The sequence below is a fragment of the Streptomyces longispororuber genome (assembly GCF_024448165.1).
GTDB classification, from domain to species: domain Bacteria; phylum Actinomycetota; class Actinomycetes; order Streptomycetales; family Streptomycetaceae; genus Streptomyces; species Streptomyces longispororuber_A.
The window spans coordinates 23,511-39,086 of the sequence record NZ_JAMOLN010000007.1 but is presented as its reverse complement, the minus strand read 5'-3'; the positions used below and the strand labels follow the sequence as shown (position 1 = coordinate 39,086).

Sequence of the window (15,576 nt, the reverse complement as noted above, 5' to 3'; positions counted from 1 at the left end):
AGTGCGGTGAGGCCCCTTCGGTCCGCCCGGCCGGTGAGCCGAACGGGTGGTGCGCCCTTCAGGGGCGCGGGGAACCGAGCGGAGCGCTTACGCGCCGATGGCGTGCAGGCCGCCGTCGACGTGGATGATCTCGCCCGTCGTCTTCGGGAACCAGTCCGAGAGCAGCGCGACGATGCCGCGGCCGGCCGGCTCCGGGTCCTCGAGCTTCCACTCCAGCGGGGAGCGGCTGTCCCAGACCGAGGCGAGCTCGCTGAAGCCGGGGATCGACTTCGCGGCCATGGAGCCGATCGGGCCCGCCGAGATCAGGTTGCAGCGGATGTTCTGCTTGCCGAGGTCGCGCGCCATGTAGCGGCTGGTGGCCTCCAGCGCGGCCTTGGCCGGGCCCATCCAGTCGTACTGCGGCCAGGCGAACTGCGCGTCGAAGGTCAGGCCGACGACGGAACCGCCCTCGGACATCAGCGGCAGCAGCGCCATCGTCAGCGACTTCAGGGAGAAGGCGGAGACGTGCATGGCGGTGGCCACGGACTCGAACGGCGTGTTCAGGAAGTTGCCGCCGAGCGCGTCCTGCGGGGCGAAGCCGATGGAGTGCACGACGCCGTCGATGCGGTCGCCGAGGTGCTCGCGGACCTGGCCCTCCAGGCGGGCGAGGTGCTCGTCGTTCGAGACGTCGAGCTCCAGCACCTTCACCTTGTCGGGGTGGGGCAGCTTCTTGGCGATGCGCTCGGTCAGCGTCGGCCGCGGCCAGGCGGTGAGGATGATCTCCGCGCCCTGCTCCTGGGCCAGCTTCGCGGTGTGGAAGGCGATGGAGGACTCCATCAGCACACCGGTGATGAGGATCTTCTTGCCCTCGAGGATTCCAGTCGTGTTCGTCATCGTGCTCAGTGACCCATTCCCAGTCCGCCGTCAACCGGGATGACGGCTCCAGTGATGTACGAAGCGTCGTCCGAGGTCAGGAACCTCACCACACCGGCGATCTCCTCGACCTGCGCGTACCGCCCGAGCGGCACCTGCGACACGATGCCCGCGCGCTGCTCGTCGGTGAGCGCCTGCGTCATGTCGGTGTCGACGAAGCCGGGGGCGACGACGTTGAAGGTGATGTTGCGCGATCCCAGCTCACGGGCGAGGGACCGCGCGAAGCCCACAAGGCCCGCCTTCGAGGCGGCGTAGTTCGCCTGCCCCGCCGAGCCGAGCAGCCCGACGACGGAGGAGATCAGCACGACGCGGCCCTTCTTGGCGCGCAGCATGCCGCGGTTGGCACGCTTCACGACCCGGAAGGTGCCGGTGAGGTTGGTGTCGAGGACGGACGTGAAGTCCTCCTCGGACATGCGCATGAGGAGCTGGTCCTTGGTGACGCCGGCGTTGGCGACCAGGACCTCGACGTTGCCGTGCTTCTCCTCGATCTCCTTGTAGGCCTGCTCCACCTGCTCGGCGTCGGTGATGTCGCACTTGACGGCGAGGAAGCCCAGCTTTTCGAGTTCCGCGGGGTCACCTGAGCGGTACGTGATCGCGACCTTGTCGCCCGCCTCGGCGAACGCGCGGGCGATGGCGAGGCCGATGCCCCGGTTTCCTCCGGTGACGAGAACCGAGCGGCTCAACGGATCACCCTTTCGATAGCGGTGGTGGTCCTCGAAACCTATCGGTACGACCCTTGGTACGGAGAATCGACCACCGACAGTGGCGTACACGACTCACTGTCGGGTCCCTACAGAAAGGTCTGGCCGCGCACCCCCGCCGCGCGACATGATCGGGGCTCACGGTGGCAACGACAGGGAGACACTCGTGCCTCATACGATCGATGAAGCCTTCACGGCGCTCCCGCTGCGGGCCCTCGCCGACGCGGCCCTCGCCAGGGCCCGCGCCCTGGGCTCCGAGCACGCGGACTTCCGGTTCGAGCGGGTGCGCAGCGCGGCGGTGCGGCTGCGGGACGCGAAGCCGTCGGGCTCGTCCGACACCACGGACCTGGGCTATGCGGTGCGGGTCGTCCACGGCGGTACGTGGGGGTTCGCCTCGGGCGTCGATCTGACGATGGACGCGGCGGCGAAGGTGGCGTCGCAGGCCGTGGCGATGGCGAAACTGAGTGCGCAGGTCATCGCGGCGGCGGGCTCGGACGAGCGGGTGGAGCTGGCCGCCGAACCGGTGCACGCGGAGAAGACCTGGGTCTCCTCGTACGAGATCGACCCCTTCTCCGTACCGGAGGAGGAGCGGTCCGGGCTGCTCGCCGACTGGAGCGCGGGGCTGCTGCGGGCCGACGGGGTGTCCCATGTGGACGCCTCGCTGCTGTCGGTCCACGAGAACAAGTTCTACGCGGACACGGCCGGCACGGTCACGACGCAGCAGCGCGTGCGGCTGCACCCGCAGCTCACGGCCGTCGCCGTGGACGAGTCGAGCGGCGAGTTCGACTCCATGCGCACGATCGCGCCGCCGGCCGGGCGCGGCTGGGAGTATCTGACCGGCACCGGCTGGGACTGGGCGGGCGAGCTCGCGCGGATTCCCGAGCTGCTCGCCGAGAAGATGCGGGCGCCGAGCGTGCGGGCGGGCTCCTACGACCTGGTCGTCGACCCGTCGAACCTGTGGCTGACCATCCACGAGTCGATCGGGCACGCCACCGAGCTGGACCGTGCGCTCGGCTACGAGGCGGCCTACGCGGGCACCTCCTTCGCCACGTTCGACCAGCTCGGCAAGCTCAAGTACGGCTCCGAGATCATGAACGTGACCGGCGACCGCACCGCCGAGCACGGGCTCGCCACCATCGGCTACGACGACGAGGGCGTGGCCGGACAGTCCTGGGACCTGGTGAAGGACGGGACCCTGGTGGGCTATCAGCTCGACCGCCGGATCGCGAAGCTGACCGGGTTCGACCGGTCCAACGGATGCGCGTACGCCGACTCCCCCGGGCACGTCCCGGTGCAGCGGATGGCGAACGTGTCGCTCCAGCCGGACCCCGGCGGGCTGTCCACGGAGGACCTGATCGCGGGCGTCGACCGCGGGATCTACGTCGTGGGCGACCGGTCGTGGTCCATCGACATGCAGCGCTACAACTTCCAGTTCACCGGGCAGCGCTTCTTCAAGATCGAGAACGGGCGGCTGGCCGGTCAGCTGAGGGACGTGGCGTACCAGGCGACGACCACCGACTTCTGGGGTTCGATGGCCGCGGTCGGCGGCCCGCAGACGTACGTCCTCGGTGGCGCCTTCAACTGCGGCAAGGCCCAGCCGGGCCAGGTCGCGGCGGTCTCGCACGGCTGCCCGAGCGCCCTCTTCAAGGGTGTCAACATCCTCAACACCACTCAGGAGGCGGGCCGATGAGCCCCCGTACGCCCGGGAACAAGCCGTACGAGATCGTCGAGCGCGCCCTGGAGCTGTCGCGGGCCGACGGCTGTGTCGTCATCGCCGACGAGACGTCCACCGCGAACCTGCGCTGGGCGGGCAACGCGCTGACGACGAACGGGGTCACGCGGGGCCGCACCCTCACCGTGATCGCGACCGTCGACGGCAAGGAGGGGACGGCGACCGGTGTCGTGTCCCGGTCGGCGGTGACCGCGGACGACCTGGAGGCGCTGGTCAGGTCCGCCGAGGAGGCCGCGGCGAAGGCCGGGCCCGCGGAGGACGCGCAGCCGCTCGTCTCCGGCGTGCCGCACTCCGCCGACTTCACGGACGCGCCCGCCGAGACGTCGTCGGCCGTCTTCAAGGACTTCGCGCCCGCGCTCGGCGAGGCGTTCGCGCGGGCCGGCGCGGGCGGGCGCGAGCTGTACGGGTTCGCCAACCACGAGCTGACGTCGAGCTACCTCGGCACGTCGGCGGGGCTGCGGCTGCGCCACGACCAGCCCAACGGGACGCTGGAGCTGAACGCCAAGTCGCCGGACCGCCGGCGCTCGGCGTGGGCGGGGCGCTCGACCAGGGACTTCACGGACGTCGATCCGGCGGCGATGGACGCGGAGCTGGCGAAGCGGCTCGGCTGGGCCGAGCGGCGGATCGAGCTGCCCGCCGGCCGGTACGAGACGCTGCTGCCGCCGACCGCCGTCGCCGACCTGCTGATCTACCAGCTGTGGTCGGCGGGGGCGCGGGACGCCGCCGAGGGCCGGACCGTCTTCAGCAAGCCGGGCGGCGGCACCCGCGTCGGCGAGCGGCTGACCAGGCTGCCGCTGTCGCTGCGCAGCGATCCGCACGCGCCGGGCCTGGAGTCGGCGCCGTTCGTGCTCGCGCACGCCTCCGGGGACGACGCGTCCGTCTTTGACAACGGGCTGCCGCTCGGTGCGACCGAGTGGATCTCCGGCGGTGAGCTCCGGCACCTGACCACGACGCGGCACAGCGCCGGGCTGACCGGTCTCCCGGTCGCGCCCGCGGGCGACAACCTGATCCTGGACGGCGGCTCGGACACATCCCTCGACGAGATGGTCGCCGCGACGGGCCGCGGGCTGCTGCTGACCTGCCTCTGGTACATCCGCGAGGTCGATCCGGCGACGCTGCTGCTGACCGGTCTGACCCGGGACGGCGTGTACCTCGTGGAGAACGGCGAGGTCGTCGGCGAGGTGAACAACTTCCGGTTCAACGAGTCGCCGGTGGACCTGCTGGGCCGGGCCACGGAGGCCGGGCGGACGGAAAAGACGCTGCCCCGGGAGTGGGGTGACTGGTTCACTAGGGCTGCGATGCCGGCTCTGCGGGTGCCGGACTTCAACATGAGCTCGGTCAGCCAGGGCGTCTGACCCTCCGGTTTCGCCCATAGACTGGCAGGGCCCCAACAGAACTGTTCAAGGAGAACCAGAACCGTGACGGACATCGTCGACGAACTCAAGTGGCGCGGGCTCATCGCCCTGTCCACCGACGAGGACGAGCTGCGCAAGGCGTTCGCGGACGGTCCGGTCACGTTCTATTGCGGCTTCGACCCGACCGCGCCGAGCCTGCACCTGGGCAACCTGGTGCAGATCCTCACCATGCGGCGCATCCAGCAGGCGGGACACCGCCCGCTGGGTCTGGTCGGCGGCGCCACCGGCCTGATCGGTGACCCGAAGCCGACGGCCGAGCGCACCCTGAACTCACCGGAGGTCGTGGCCGGCTGGGTGCAGCGGCTGCGCGGTCAGATCGAGCGGTTCCTCGACTTCGAGGGCCCGCACGCGGCGACGATGGTGAACAACCTGGACTGGACCCAGGGCATGTCCGCCATCGAGTTCCTGCGCGACATGGGCAAGTACTTCCGGGTCAACAAGATGATCGCCAAGGAGGCCGTCTCCCGGCGGCTCAACTCGGACGCGGGCATCAGCTACACGGAGTTCAGCTACCAGATCCTGCAGGGGATGGACTACCTCAAGCTGTACGAGCAGTACGGCTGCACCCTGCAGACCGGCGGCAGCGACCAGTGGGGCAACCTGACCTCGGGCACCGACCTGATCCACCGGGTCCACCCGGAGGCCGGGGTGCACGCGATCGGCACGCCGCTGCTCACCAAGGCGGACGGCACCAAGTTCGGCAAGACCGAGTCCGGCACCGTCTGGCTGGACCCGGAGATGTTCTCGCCGTACGCCTTCTACCAGTTCTGGCTGAACGCGGACGACCGGGACATCTCCAAGTTCCTGCGCACCTTCTCCTTCGCGTCCCGTGAGGAGATCGAGGAGCTGGAGCGGCAGACCGAGGAGCGGCCGCAGGCCAGGGCCGCGCAGCGGGCGCTCGCCGAGGAGCTGACGACGCTGGTGCACGGCGCCGACCAGACGGCGGCCGTGGTCTCGGCGTCGAAGGCACTGTTCGGCCAGGGCGACGGGAACCTGGCGGACCTGGACGAGGCGACGCTGGCCGCCGCCCTGTCCGAGCTGCCGAGGGTCGAGGTCGCCGAGCTCGGCCCGGTCGTCGACCTGTTCGCCGAGGTCGGTCTCGTCGCCAGCAAGTCGGCCGCTCGCCGCACCGTGAAGGAGGGCGGCGCCTACGTGAACAACGTCAAGGTCGCCGCCGAGGACGCCGTCCCGGCCGCGGACGATCTGCTGCACGGCCGGTGGCTGGTGCTGCGGCGCGGCAAGAAGAACCTGGCCGCGGTCGAGGTCAAGAGCGCCTAGCCGGGCCCGTCGCACGACGTCACGGTTCCCCGCGCCCCTTCCGGGGCGCGGGGAACCTGCATGTCTAGGCCTTCTTCTTGTTGCCGCGCAGCGCCGCCCACGCCATGTCGCCCACGCCGACCACGACCACCGCTCCGATCAGCTGCAGCAGATGGCGGGTCCAGTCGATGCCCCGGGTGTCGTTGACGCCGAGGCCGGTGGCCGCCCAGTTGCCCAGGACGCTGCCGATGATGCCGAAGACGGTCGTCAGCCACAGCGGGATCTGCTGCTTGCCCGGCAGGATCGCCTTCGCGATCAGGCCCAGTACGAAGCCCACGATGATCGCCCACAACCAAGTCATGACGTCGCCTCCTCATGCGGCGCGGAGGTGCGCGAAGTGCGACGCGCACGTGCGATCAGTCTCGGGCCGTACTCCGTACGGCGCATGTCGGGGCACCCCGTACGCGGTACGGCGCAGGCGGTACGCCCGGGTCAGGCGCGCCCCGGTCTCGTAGTCGGCGCACCCCGGGCGTAACGTGGATGCGGTCCGGGCCGGGGAGAGTCCGGCGAGTTGGCGGGTGGTGGAATGTGATGCGGAAGCAGAGCGACAACGGTGCGGCGCAGGTTTTCCGGATCACAGGAGCCCGGCAGGGGCTGGCCGAGGACGTGCGGGGCAGGCAGCGCCGGTACGTCATCTCGATGGCGATCCGCACGCTCGCGGTGATCCTCACGGCGGTGCTGTGGAACGTGGAGCGGCACGTCGCCATCGTGACCCTGGTGCTCGGCGCCTTCCTCCCCTACGTCGCGGTCGTGATCGCGAACGCCGGCCGGGAGAACGCCCCGGGACTGCCCTCGACCTTCGTGCCGGCCCCCTCGCGACCCATGATCTCGCCCGCGCCGACGGCCGGTCCGGCGGAATCCGTCCCGGAGGACCGGAGCTAGTCCACGGGCTCCGCGGACACCGTCGGGGGCCGTCCGACCGCGCTCCGCGACCGGTACACAAAGCTCAAGAAAAGCTCAGATCAATCATGTTGTTCAGGTGCCGGGCGGCGGGTCCCGCGTGACATACTGCGTACGCGCTCCGCATCCCCCGTCGGAGCGACGGACCGACGCCGGGCAGCTCCCCCCGTGGCTGCTCGGCGTCGCCATTTCCGGGGCGTCTAAGGTTGACGCGTGAATCTCGCGAACCTCTCCGAACCGCCGCCCGCCACCCCGCAGTGCTCCGCCAAGGGCTGCCGTGCCGACGCGGTGTGGGTGCTCGCGTGGAACAACCCGAAGCTGCACACGCCGGAGCGGCGCAAGACCTGGCTGGCCTGCGAGGAGCACCGCGAGCACCTGTCCAAGTTCCTCGGCGTCCGCGGGTTCCTGAAGGACACCGTGACGCTGGCGGAGTGGGACGCCCGCGAGGAGCCGGACGCCGAGGAGCGGGACGCCGAGGAGCGGGACGCCGAGAAGTAGGGCGTCAGCCGCCGATCGCCGACATCGGGCGGTCGGGCTGCAGGAACGACGGGTCGTCAAGACCGGAGCCCGCCTTCTTGCCCCACATGGCGAGCTTCCAGATGCGGGCGATGTTCTCGTCGGTGCCGTCCGGGCCCTCGGCCCTCAGCGCCGCCCGCAGGTCCGTCTCCTCGGTGGCGAACAGACAGGTGCGGACCTGGCCGTCGGCGGTGAGCCGGGTGCGGTCGCAGGCCGAGCAGAACGGGCGGGTGACCGAGGCGATGACGCCGACGCGGTGCGGCCCGCCGTCCACGACCCAGCGCTCGGCCGGGGCGGAGCCGCGCTCCTCGGAACCCTCGGGCGTGAGCTCGAAGCGCGTACGGAGCGAGGCGAGGATGTCGCCCGCGGTGATCATGCCGTCGCGCTTCCAGCCGTGCTGGGCGTCGAGGGGCATCTGCTCGATGAAGCGGAGCTCGTAGTCGTGGGCGACGGCCCAGGCGAGGAGGTCGGGGGCCTCGTCCTCGTTCAGCCCCGGCATCAGGACCGAGTTGATCTTCACCGGGGTGAGGCCCGCCTCGTGGGCGGCGGCCAGGCCCTCGATGACGTCCTTGTGGCGGTCGCGGCGGGTCAGGGTCTTGAAGACGTCGGGGCGGAGCGTGTCCAGTGACACGTTCACCCGGTCGAGGCCCGCCGTCTTGAGCGCCTGTGCCGTGCGCTTGAGCCCGATGCCGTTCGTCGTCAGGGACATCCGGGGGCGCGGCTCCAGGGCCGCGACGCGCTCGACGATCCCGACCAGGCCCGGGCGCAGCAGGGGCTCGCCGCCGGTGAAGCGGATCTCGGTGATGCCGAGGTGGGTGACGGCGATGCGGACGAGGCGGACGATCTCGTCGTCCGTCAGCAGGTCCGGCTTGGCCAGCCACTGGAGGCCCTCTTCGGGCATGCAGTACGTGCAGCGGAGATTGCACCGGTCGGTGAGCGAGACCCGAAGGTCGGTGGCCACTCGGCCGTAGGTGTCGATGAGCACGTGGGCCCCCTCCCATTGCCTGTCTGCTTGTCGCTGTGTCGTGTCGTTCTGCCTTACGTGGTCCGAGCCTACGTGACGCGTCTGACAGCGGCAGGCCTGTGATCCCACGAGCGTGCCGCGCCCCCGTCGTAGAGAGCTACTAGCGGTCTACGGCGGGGGCGCGGCAGCGAGTCCGGATCAGTGGGCTCCGGTGCCCGTGAGGGAGCGCACCTCCAGCTCCGCGTACTTGCCCTTGTCGGCCTTCTCCTTGGCCATGTAGGTGCCGATGACACCCAGCAGGAAGCCGACCGGGATCGAGATGATGCCCGGGTTCTCCAGCGGGAACCAGTGGAAGTCGACGCCCTTGAACATCGACGTCTTCGGGTTGCCGGAGACGACGGGCGAGAAGAGGACGAGGAAGACGGCCGTGAAGAGGCCGCCGTAGATCGACCACAGCGCTCCGTTGGTGTTGAAGCGCTTCCAGAAGAGGCTGTACAGGATCGTCGGCAGGTTGGCGGACGCGGCGACCGCGAAGGCCAGGGCGACCAGGCCGGCCACGTTCAGGTCGCGGGCGAGGGCGCCGAGGCCGATCGAGACGATGCCGATGAAGACGGTGGCCCAGCGGGCGGCCTTCATCTCCTGCTTCTCGTCCGCCTTCCCCTTCTTGATGACGTTCGCGTAGATGTCGTGCGCGAAGGAGGAGGACGAGGCGAGGGTCAGGCCCGCGACGACGGCGAGGATCGTCGCGAAGGCGACCGCCGAGATCGAGGCGAGCAGGATCGCGCCCCAGTTGGAGTCGGTGCCGCCGAGATGGAGGGCGAGCAGCGGTGCGGCCGTGTTGCCCGCCGGGTTCGACGCGATGATCTCGGCCGGCTTGATGAGGGCGGCGGCGCCGAAGCCGAGCGCGATCGTCATCAGGTAGAAGGCGCCGATGATGCCGATGGCCCAGTTGACCGACTTACGGGCGGCCTTGGCGGTCGGCACCGTGTAGAAGCGGATCAGGATGTGCGGCAGTCCGGCGGTGCCGAGGACGAGCGCGATGCCCAGCGAGATGAAGTCGATCTTCGACGTGGACGTGGCGCCGTACTTGAGCCCGGGCTCCAGGAACGCCGCGCCCTTGCCGCTGTTCTCCGCGGCCGTGCCGAGCAGGTCCGAGACGTTGAAGTCGAACTTCAGCAGGACCAGGAAGGTGAGCAGGATGGCGCCGGCGATCAGCAGGACGGCCTTGACCATCTGCACCCAGGTGGTGCCCTTCATGCCGCCGATGGTGACGTACACGATCATCAGGACGCCGACGAGCGCGACGATGAGGATCTTGCCCGCGTCCGAGGTGATGCCGAGCAGCAGCGAGACGAGGACGCCCGCGCCGGCCATCTGCGCGAGCAGGTAGAAGATCGAGACGACGATCGTCGAGGTGCCGGCCGCGGTGCGGACCGGGCGCTGGCGCATCCGGTAGGCGAGCACGTCGCCCATCGTGTAGCGGCCGGAGTTGCGCAGCGGTTCGGCGACCAGGAGGAGCGCCACCAGCCAGGCGACCAGGAAGCCGATCGAGTAGAGGAAGCCGTCGTACCCGAAGAGGGCGATGGCGCCGGCGATGCCGAGGAACGACGCGGCGGACATGTAGTCGCCGGAGACCGCGAGGCCGTTCTGGAAGGCGGTGAACTGGCGGCCGCCCGCGTAGAAGTCGGAGGCGCTCTTGGTCTGGCGGCCGGCCCAGACGGTGATGACGAGCGTCGCGAGGACGAAGACCGCGAACAGACTGATGATCAGCGGCCGGTGCTCGCTGGCCTCGCCGGCGGCGAGGGTGATTGCGGGGCTCATGCGCCGCCCTCCATACGGGACTTGATGGCCTCGGCCTTGGGGTCGAGCTTCGCGGCGGAGTACCGCGAGTACCACCAGGCGATGAGGAACGTGGTGAGGAACTGGGCGAGGCCGAGGACCAGGGCGACGTTGATGTTGCCGAAGACCTTGGTGCCCATGAAGTCGCCCGCGTAGTTCGACAGCAGGACGTAGAGCAGGTACCAGGCGATGAACGCGATGGTGAGCGGGAAGGCGAACGAGCGGTGCGCGTGGCGCAGTTCGCCGAACTCCTCGCTCTGCTGCACCTCGATGAACTCCTCGGTGGAGGGCAGCGCCGGACGGTCGTCGGGGCTGCCCTTCTGGGGTGGTGGTGGTGCGTCGGTGGCCACGGAGTCTCCTCGTGATGCGGGTGCTGTCGGGGACGGGGGTGCGGTCATGGGGGCGAGCCTCACAGTGACGTGGATCACGTGGGCCGGGTCGCGATGGTAGGGCTCTCCGGCGTGATCCAACAGGGGGCCGGATCGTGCGTGTACCCCCTGCACAACGTCACGGGGACACGCGCACGGCGGTTCAACTCCCCTGCTTTCTTTCGTAACTCGTTGATGACCTGCGGGGACTAGAGATACGTTCACACCGCACCACGCGTCATGTACCTGCCCGAGCACCATGCGTGTTCGGGCTTTTCCGTATTCGCCCCATACGACGGATGATGTGGAGATCCCATGGCTCATCTGCCTGCCAGACGCCGCATGGCCCTCGCTCTGCCGATCGGCATCGCGCTGACGGCCTCCTTCGGCTTCCTGCCGTCCGCGAGCGCCGCCGCCCCTGCCGACTCCCCCGCCGCCACGGCCGGTTCGGCGTCCTCGCTCGCGTACGTCGTGAACACGCGCAGCACCGACGCCCGCACCATCGCCTCCGTGAGCAGGGCGATATCCGCGGCGGGCGGCTCCATAGTCGAGACGTACGCGAAGATCGGCGTCTTCGTCGTCCACTCGTCGAACGCCGACTTCGGCAAGCAGATCCGCGCGACGAAGGGCGTCGCCACCGCGGGCGCCACCCGTACCGCGCCGCTCAGCCTGGCCGGCACGACCGACGAGGGCGCCGTCCAGAAGCTCTCCAAGGCCGACGCGAAGGCCGTCGCCGCGCAGGCGGCTTCCGGCCAGGAGCCGCTCGAGGCCGACCAGTGGGACCTGCGGGCGATCGGCGCCGACAAGGCCGCGACGGTGAACCCGGGCAGCAGGAAGGTCACCGTCGGCGTCATCGACACCGGTGTGGACGACACCCACCCCGACCTCGCCCCGAACTTCTCGGCCTCCCAGTCGGCCAGCTGCGTCGGCGGCAAGGCGGACACCTCGCCGGGCGCCTGGCGGCCCGCGAACCCCGAGCACTACCACGGCACGCACGTCGCCGGTGAGATCGCGGCCGCGCGCAACGGCGTCGGCGTCGCGGGCGTCGCCCCGGGCGTGAAGGTCGCGGGCATCAAGGTGGCCGACCCGGTCAGCGAGCTGTTCTACCCGGAGAGCGTCGTCTGCGCCTTCGTGTTCGCCGCCGACCACGGCATCGAGGTCACGAACAACAGCTACTACGTGGACCCGTGGATGTACAACTGCATGGACGACCCCGACCAGCGGGCCATCGTCGACGCGGTGAACCGGGCCCAGCTGTACGCCCAGAAGAAGGGCACCCTGAGCTTCGCCTCCGCGGGCAACTCCAACCACGACCTGGACTCCGACGCGATCCTCGACGACTCCAGCCCGGACGACTCGACCGCGGTGGAGCGCACCATCAACCCGCACACCTGCTTCGACGTGCCGACCCAGCTCCCGGGCGTCGTCACGGTCAGCTCGACCGGTGTCACCAAGTCCAAGGCGTACTACTCCAGTTACGGCAACGGAGTCATCGACATCGCGGCGCCGGGCGGCGACAAGCTGCAGATCCCGGCCGACACCCCGTCGAAGAACGGCCGCATCCTGTCCACCATGCCGGGCGGCGAGTACGGCTGGCTGCAGGGCACGTCGATGGCGTCGCCGCACGCCGCCGGTGTCGCCGCGCTCCTCAAGTCGACGCACCCGAAGGCCACTCCGGCGCAGCTGCAGGCGCTGATGAAGGCGCAGGCCGACGAGGAGGTCTGCCCGGCCTCGTACGACGGTGACGGCGACGGCGTCGTGGACGCCACCTGCGAGGGCGGCAAGCAGCGCAACGGCTTCTACGGCTACGGCATCGTCGACGCGCTCAAGGCCGTCAAGAAGTGAGGGGCGACGGCAGCAGGCCCCGTCTGCTGAGACCGCTCGCCGCCGCGTCCGGCCTCGCCGTGGCGTCGGCGCTCGCGGTGATGCCGAACGCGGTGGCCGCCGACGCACCCGTCGCGACCGACGGTCCGCTCCTCAGCTACGTCGTCAACGTCCGTGCGGGGCACGGGACGTCGGCGGCCGTGCAGAAGGAGATCGGCCGGGCGGGCGGCAGCGTCGTCATCGCCTACGACCGGATCGGCGTGATCGTCGCCCACTCGAAGAACCCGGACTTCGGGAAGACCCTCCGCGCGGTGCGCGGCGTGCAGAGCGCGGGCGCGACCCGTACCGCGCCGCTCGCCGCGTCCGCGACGGACGAGACGGGGACGACGCAGGCGCTGAGCGCCGCTCAGGCCGCCCGGGCGGCCGGGTCCGCCGCCGCGGGTCAGGAACCGCTGGAGCCCAACCAGTGGGACATGCGGCTGATCGGTGCCGACCGCGCCAACGCGATCGAGGACGGCAGCCGGAAGGTGACGGTCGGTGTCATCGACACCGGCGTCGACGACACCCACCCGGACCTGGCGCCGAACTTCTCGCCGGCGCAGTCCGCGAACTGCGTGGGCGGCAAGCCGGACGCGTCGTTCGGGGCGTGGCGGCCGTCCGAGGCCGCAGCCGACCACGGGACGCACGTGGCGGGCACCATCGCCGCCGCCCGCAACGGCGTCGGCGTCGCCGGTGTCGCGCCGGGCGTGCGGCTCGCCGCGATCAAGGTGGCCGACCCGGGCACCCAGATCTTCTACACGGAGTCCGTCGTCTGCGGCTTCGTGTGGGCGGCCGACCACGGCATCGACGTCACCAACAACAGCTACTACTCCGACCCCTGGTACATGAACTGCGTGACCGACGCCGACCAGAAGGCCCTGGTCGACTCGATCAGCCGGGCCATCCGGTACGCGCGGGACAAGGGCGTCACGAGCGTGGCGAGCGCCCACAACTTCAACGACGACCTGGCGTCGGACTCGGTGGTCGACACCTCCAGTCCCGACGACAGCACGCCCGTGGAGCGCACGGTCGATCCGTCCGAGTGCCCGATCGCGCCGGAGATGCTGCCGGGGATCGTGACGGTGTCCTCGGTGGGCGTCACCAAGCAGAAGGCCTACTACTCCAACTACGGCAACGGCGTCATCGACGTGGCGGGCCCCGGCGGCGACGGCCTCAAGCCCGCCGACACCCCGGACAGGAACGGGCGGGTCCTGTCGACGCTGCCCGGTGGCGGCTGGGGCTACAAGCAGGGCACCTCGATGGCCGCCCCGCACGTGACGGGCGTCATCGCGCTGCTCAAGTCCGAGCACCCGAAGGCGACTCCGGGTCAGCTGGAGGCGCTGCTGAAGAAGCAGGCCGACGAGCAGACGTGCCCGGCCTCGTACGACGGTGACGGCGACGGGGTCGTCGACGCGGTCTGCGAGGGCGGCCGGCAGCACAACGGCTTCTACGGAAACGGCATCGTCAACGCGCTCAAGGCCGTGACGAAGTAAGGGATTCACCTATGAAATCGCGTCTCATACGGGCCCTCTCGCTCCCGGCGGGACTCGCCATGGCGTCGGCGCTCGCGGTGGTGCCGAACGCGGTGGCCGCCGACGCGCCCGTCGCCACGGACGGCCCGCAGCTCAGCTACGTCGTCAACGTCCGTCCCGGGCAGGGCAATGCGGCCGGGATCCGGCAGGCGATCGGCAAGGCCGGCGGCTCCGTCGTCATCGCGTACGACAAGATCGGCGTCCTCGTCGTCCACTCCAAGAACCCGGACTTCGCACGGACGATCCGGACCGCCCACGGCGTCGAGTCGGCCGGTGCCACGCGCACCGCGCCGCTGGCCGCGCAGTCCAGCGACGACATCGCCACGGAGAAGGTGCTGACCGCCGCCGAGGCCGAGAAGGCCGCCGCGGCGGCCACGTCGGCCCAGGACCCGCTGGAGCCGTTGCAGTGGGACCTGCCCGCCATCAAGGCGGACCGGGCCCACGAGAAGTCGCTGGGCAGCTCCAAGGTGACCGTCGGCGTGCTGGACTCCGGCGTCGACGACACCCACCCGGACATCGCGCCGAACTTCGACCGGCAGGCGTCGGCCAGCTGTCTGGGCGGTGTGCCGGTGCAGAAGGACAACGCGTGGCGTCCGGTGGCGGGCGAGTCCGACCACGGCATGCACGTGGCGGGCACCATCGCCGCCGCGAAGAACGGCGTCGGCGTCACCGGCGTCGCGCCGGGCGTGAAGGTGGCGAGCCTGAAGGTGGCCGAGCCGGCCACCGGCATGTACTACACGGAGGCCGTGGTCTGCGGCTTCATGTGGGCGGCCGACCACGGCGTGGACGTCACCAACTCCAGCTACTACACCGACCCGTGGCTGTTCAACTGCAAGACGGACGCCGACCAGAAGGCGCTCGTCACGGCCGTCACCCGGGCCACGCAGTACGCCGAGCGCAAGGGCGCGGTGAACGTGGCGGCGGCCGGCAACGCCGAGACGGACCTCGCGCAGGACCAGATCGTCGACGACTCCTCGCCGGACGACACGAACCCGGTCACGCGGACGATCAACACCAAGGACTGCTTCGACATCCCGTCGCAGCTGCCGGGTGTCGTGACCGTCTCGGCGACCGGCGCCAAGGGCATCAAGGCGTCCTACTCGAACTGGGGCAAGAACGTCGTCGACATCGCGGCGCCGGGCGGCGACAGCACCGCGTACCAGACGCCCGCCCCGCCGGCCACCAGCGGACTGATCCTGTCGACGCTGCCGGGCGGCAAGTACGGCTACAAGGCGGGGACGTCGATGGCGTCGCCGCACGTCGCGGGTGTCGCCGCGCTCATCAAGTCGACGCACCTGCACGCCTCGGCCGCCCAGGTCAAGGCGCTGCTGTACGGGGAGGCCGACGCGACGCCGTGCACCGACCCGTACGACATCGACGGCGACGGCACCGTCGACGCGGTGTGCGTGGGCAGCAAGAACAAGAACAGCTTCTACGGTTCCGGTACGGCCGACGCGCTGGACGCGGTGACCAAGTAGCGGGTTCCTGACGGGGGTCGAGTGGCGCACGCCACTCGG

General features: G+C 70.3%; 14 protein-coding genes. 8 read left to right on the top strand and 6 right to left on the bottom strand.

What is annotated here, in order from left to right; genetic code table 11:
- Positions 1 to 87: 87 nt before the first annotated feature.
- Together fabI and fabG are read right to left on the bottom strand one after the other, a co-directional pair.
- Positions 88 to 873, bottom strand: coding sequence for an enoyl-ACP reductase FabI (gene fabI / locus M4J07_RS03480; protein ID WP_255967034.1), 786 nt, complete (start codon positions 871 to 873; stop codon positions 88 to 90).
- A gap of 5 nt (positions 874 to 878) precedes the next feature.
- A complete protein-coding gene (gene fabG, locus M4J07_RS03475) occupies positions 879 to 1,595 on the bottom strand; it encodes a 3-oxoacyl-[acyl-carrier-protein] reductase (protein ID WP_255967032.1) in 717 nt (238 codons plus the stop codon).
- Positions 1,596 to 1,779: 184 nt separating this feature from the next.
- Between fabG and M4J07_RS03470 the strand changes: the two genes are divergently transcribed.
- The 3 genes from M4J07_RS03470 (at position 1,780) to tyrS (ending at position 6,038) form a co-directional block, all read left to right on the top strand.
- Positions 1,780 to 3,303 (top strand): TldD/PmbA family protein, encoded by a 1,524-nt coding sequence (locus tag M4J07_RS03470; protein WP_255967030.1) that lies wholly within the window; start codon positions 1,780 to 1,782, stop codon positions 3,301 to 3,303.
- Complete coding sequence (locus M4J07_RS03465) at positions 3,300 to 4,700, top strand: metallopeptidase TldD-related protein (RefSeq protein WP_255967028.1); 1,401 nt, start codon at positions 3,300 to 3,302, stop codon at positions 4,698 to 4,700. Before M4J07_RS03470 ends, M4J07_RS03465 begins: the two co-directional genes overlap by 4 nt.
- Positions 4,701 to 4,763: 63 nt before the next feature.
- Complete coding sequence (tyrS, locus tag M4J07_RS03460; protein WP_255967025.1) at positions 4,764 to 6,038, top strand: tyrosine--tRNA ligase; 1,275 nt, start codon at positions 4,764 to 4,766, stop codon at positions 6,036 to 6,038.
- A gap of 64 nt (positions 6,039 to 6,102) precedes the next feature.
- On the opposite strand, the gene M4J07_RS03455 is transcribed toward tyrS, so the two are convergent.
- Positions 6,103 to 6,378 (bottom strand): GlsB/YeaQ/YmgE family stress response membrane protein, encoded by a 276-nt coding sequence (locus tag M4J07_RS03455; protein ID WP_255967023.1) that lies wholly within the window; start codon positions 6,376 to 6,378, stop codon positions 6,103 to 6,105.
- 230 nt (positions 6,379 to 6,608) lie between these two features.
- Between M4J07_RS03455 and M4J07_RS03450 the strand changes: the two genes are divergently transcribed.
- Positions 6,609 to 6,959, top strand: a complete 351-nt coding sequence (locus tag M4J07_RS03450; protein WP_255967021.1) for a DUF3099 domain-containing protein — start codon at positions 6,609 to 6,611, stop codon at positions 6,957 to 6,959.
- Positions 6,960 to 7,190: 231 nt separating this feature from the next.
- The gene (locus M4J07_RS03445; protein ID WP_255967019.1) at positions 7,191 to 7,475 is read left to right on the top strand and encodes a hypothetical protein; all 285 of its coding nucleotides are present in this window, start codon (positions 7,191 to 7,193) and stop codon (positions 7,473 to 7,475) included.
- A gap of 4 nt (positions 7,476 to 7,479) precedes the next feature.
- Here M4J07_RS03445 and moaA read toward each other — a convergent pair whose 3' ends face one another.
- From moaA to M4J07_RS03430, 3 genes are all read right to left on the bottom strand, one after another.
- Positions 7,480 to 8,478 (bottom strand): GTP 3',8-cyclase MoaA, encoded by a 999-nt coding sequence (gene moaA / locus M4J07_RS03440; RefSeq protein WP_255967017.1) that lies wholly within the window; start codon positions 8,476 to 8,478, stop codon positions 7,480 to 7,482.
- Positions 8,479 to 8,655: 177 nt separating this feature from the next.
- A complete protein-coding gene (locus M4J07_RS03435; RefSeq protein ID WP_255967015.1) occupies positions 8,656 to 10,278 on the bottom strand; it encodes a solute symporter family protein in 1,623 nt (540 codons plus the stop codon).
- Positions 10,275 to 10,646: a DUF485 domain-containing protein gene (locus tag M4J07_RS03430; RefSeq protein WP_255967013.1), complete on the bottom strand. Its 372-nt coding sequence runs from the start codon at positions 10,644 to 10,646 to the stop codon at positions 10,275 to 10,277. Before M4J07_RS03430 ends, M4J07_RS03435 begins: the two co-directional genes overlap by 4 nt.
- Positions 10,647 to 10,979: 333 nt before the next feature.
- Between M4J07_RS03430 and M4J07_RS03425 the strand changes: the two genes are divergently transcribed.
- Genes M4J07_RS03425 through M4J07_RS03415 form a run of 3 tightly spaced genes read left to right on the top strand, consistent with a single transcriptional unit; the run spans position 10,980 to position 15,537 of the window.
- Positions 10,980 to 12,509 (top strand): S8 family peptidase, encoded by a 1,530-nt coding sequence (locus M4J07_RS03425; protein WP_255967011.1) that lies wholly within the window; start codon positions 10,980 to 10,982, stop codon positions 12,507 to 12,509.
- Positions 12,506 to 14,020 carry a S8 family peptidase gene (locus M4J07_RS03420; protein WP_445276295.1) on the top strand — a complete coding sequence of 505 codons (1,515 nt, stop codon included), beginning with the start codon at positions 12,506 to 12,508 and terminating at the stop codon, positions 14,018 to 14,020. The genes M4J07_RS03425 and M4J07_RS03420 overlap by 4 nt, the downstream gene beginning before the upstream one ends.
- Before the next feature lie 11 nt (positions 14,021 to 14,031).
- Complete coding sequence (locus M4J07_RS03415; protein WP_255967009.1) at positions 14,032 to 15,537, top strand: S8 family serine peptidase; 1,506 nt, start codon at positions 14,032 to 14,034, stop codon at positions 15,535 to 15,537.
- Positions 15,538 to 15,576 lie beyond the last annotated feature (39 nt).

What these genes read in the sequence shown, in the direction of transcription:
- M4J07_RS03415 (WP_255967009.1), top strand. Translation starts at nt 14,032, where the DNA reads ATGAAATCGCGTCTCATACGGGCCCTCTCGCTCCCGGCGGGACTCGCC.
- fabI (WP_255967034.1), bottom strand. Translation starts at nt 873, where the DNA reads ATGACGAACACGACTGGAATCCTCGAGGGCAAGAAGATCCTCATCACC.
- M4J07_RS03455 (WP_255967023.1), bottom strand. Translation starts at nt 6,378, where the DNA reads ATGACTTGGTTGTGGGCGATCATCGTGGGCTTCGTACTGGGCCTGATC.
- M4J07_RS03465 (WP_255967028.1), top strand. Translation starts at nt 3,300, where the DNA reads ATGAGCCCCCGTACGCCCGGGAACAAGCCGTACGAGATCGTCGAGCGC.
- M4J07_RS03450 (WP_255967021.1), top strand. Translation starts at nt 6,609, where the DNA reads ATGCGGAAGCAGAGCGACAACGGTGCGGCGCAGGTTTTCCGGATCACA.
- M4J07_RS03435 (WP_255967015.1), bottom strand. Translation starts at nt 10,278, where the DNA reads ATGAGCCCCGCAATCACCCTCGCCGCCGGCGAGGCCAGCGAGCACCGG.
- M4J07_RS03425 (WP_255967011.1), top strand. Translation starts at nt 10,980, where the DNA reads ATGGCTCATCTGCCTGCCAGACGCCGCATGGCCCTCGCTCTGCCGATC.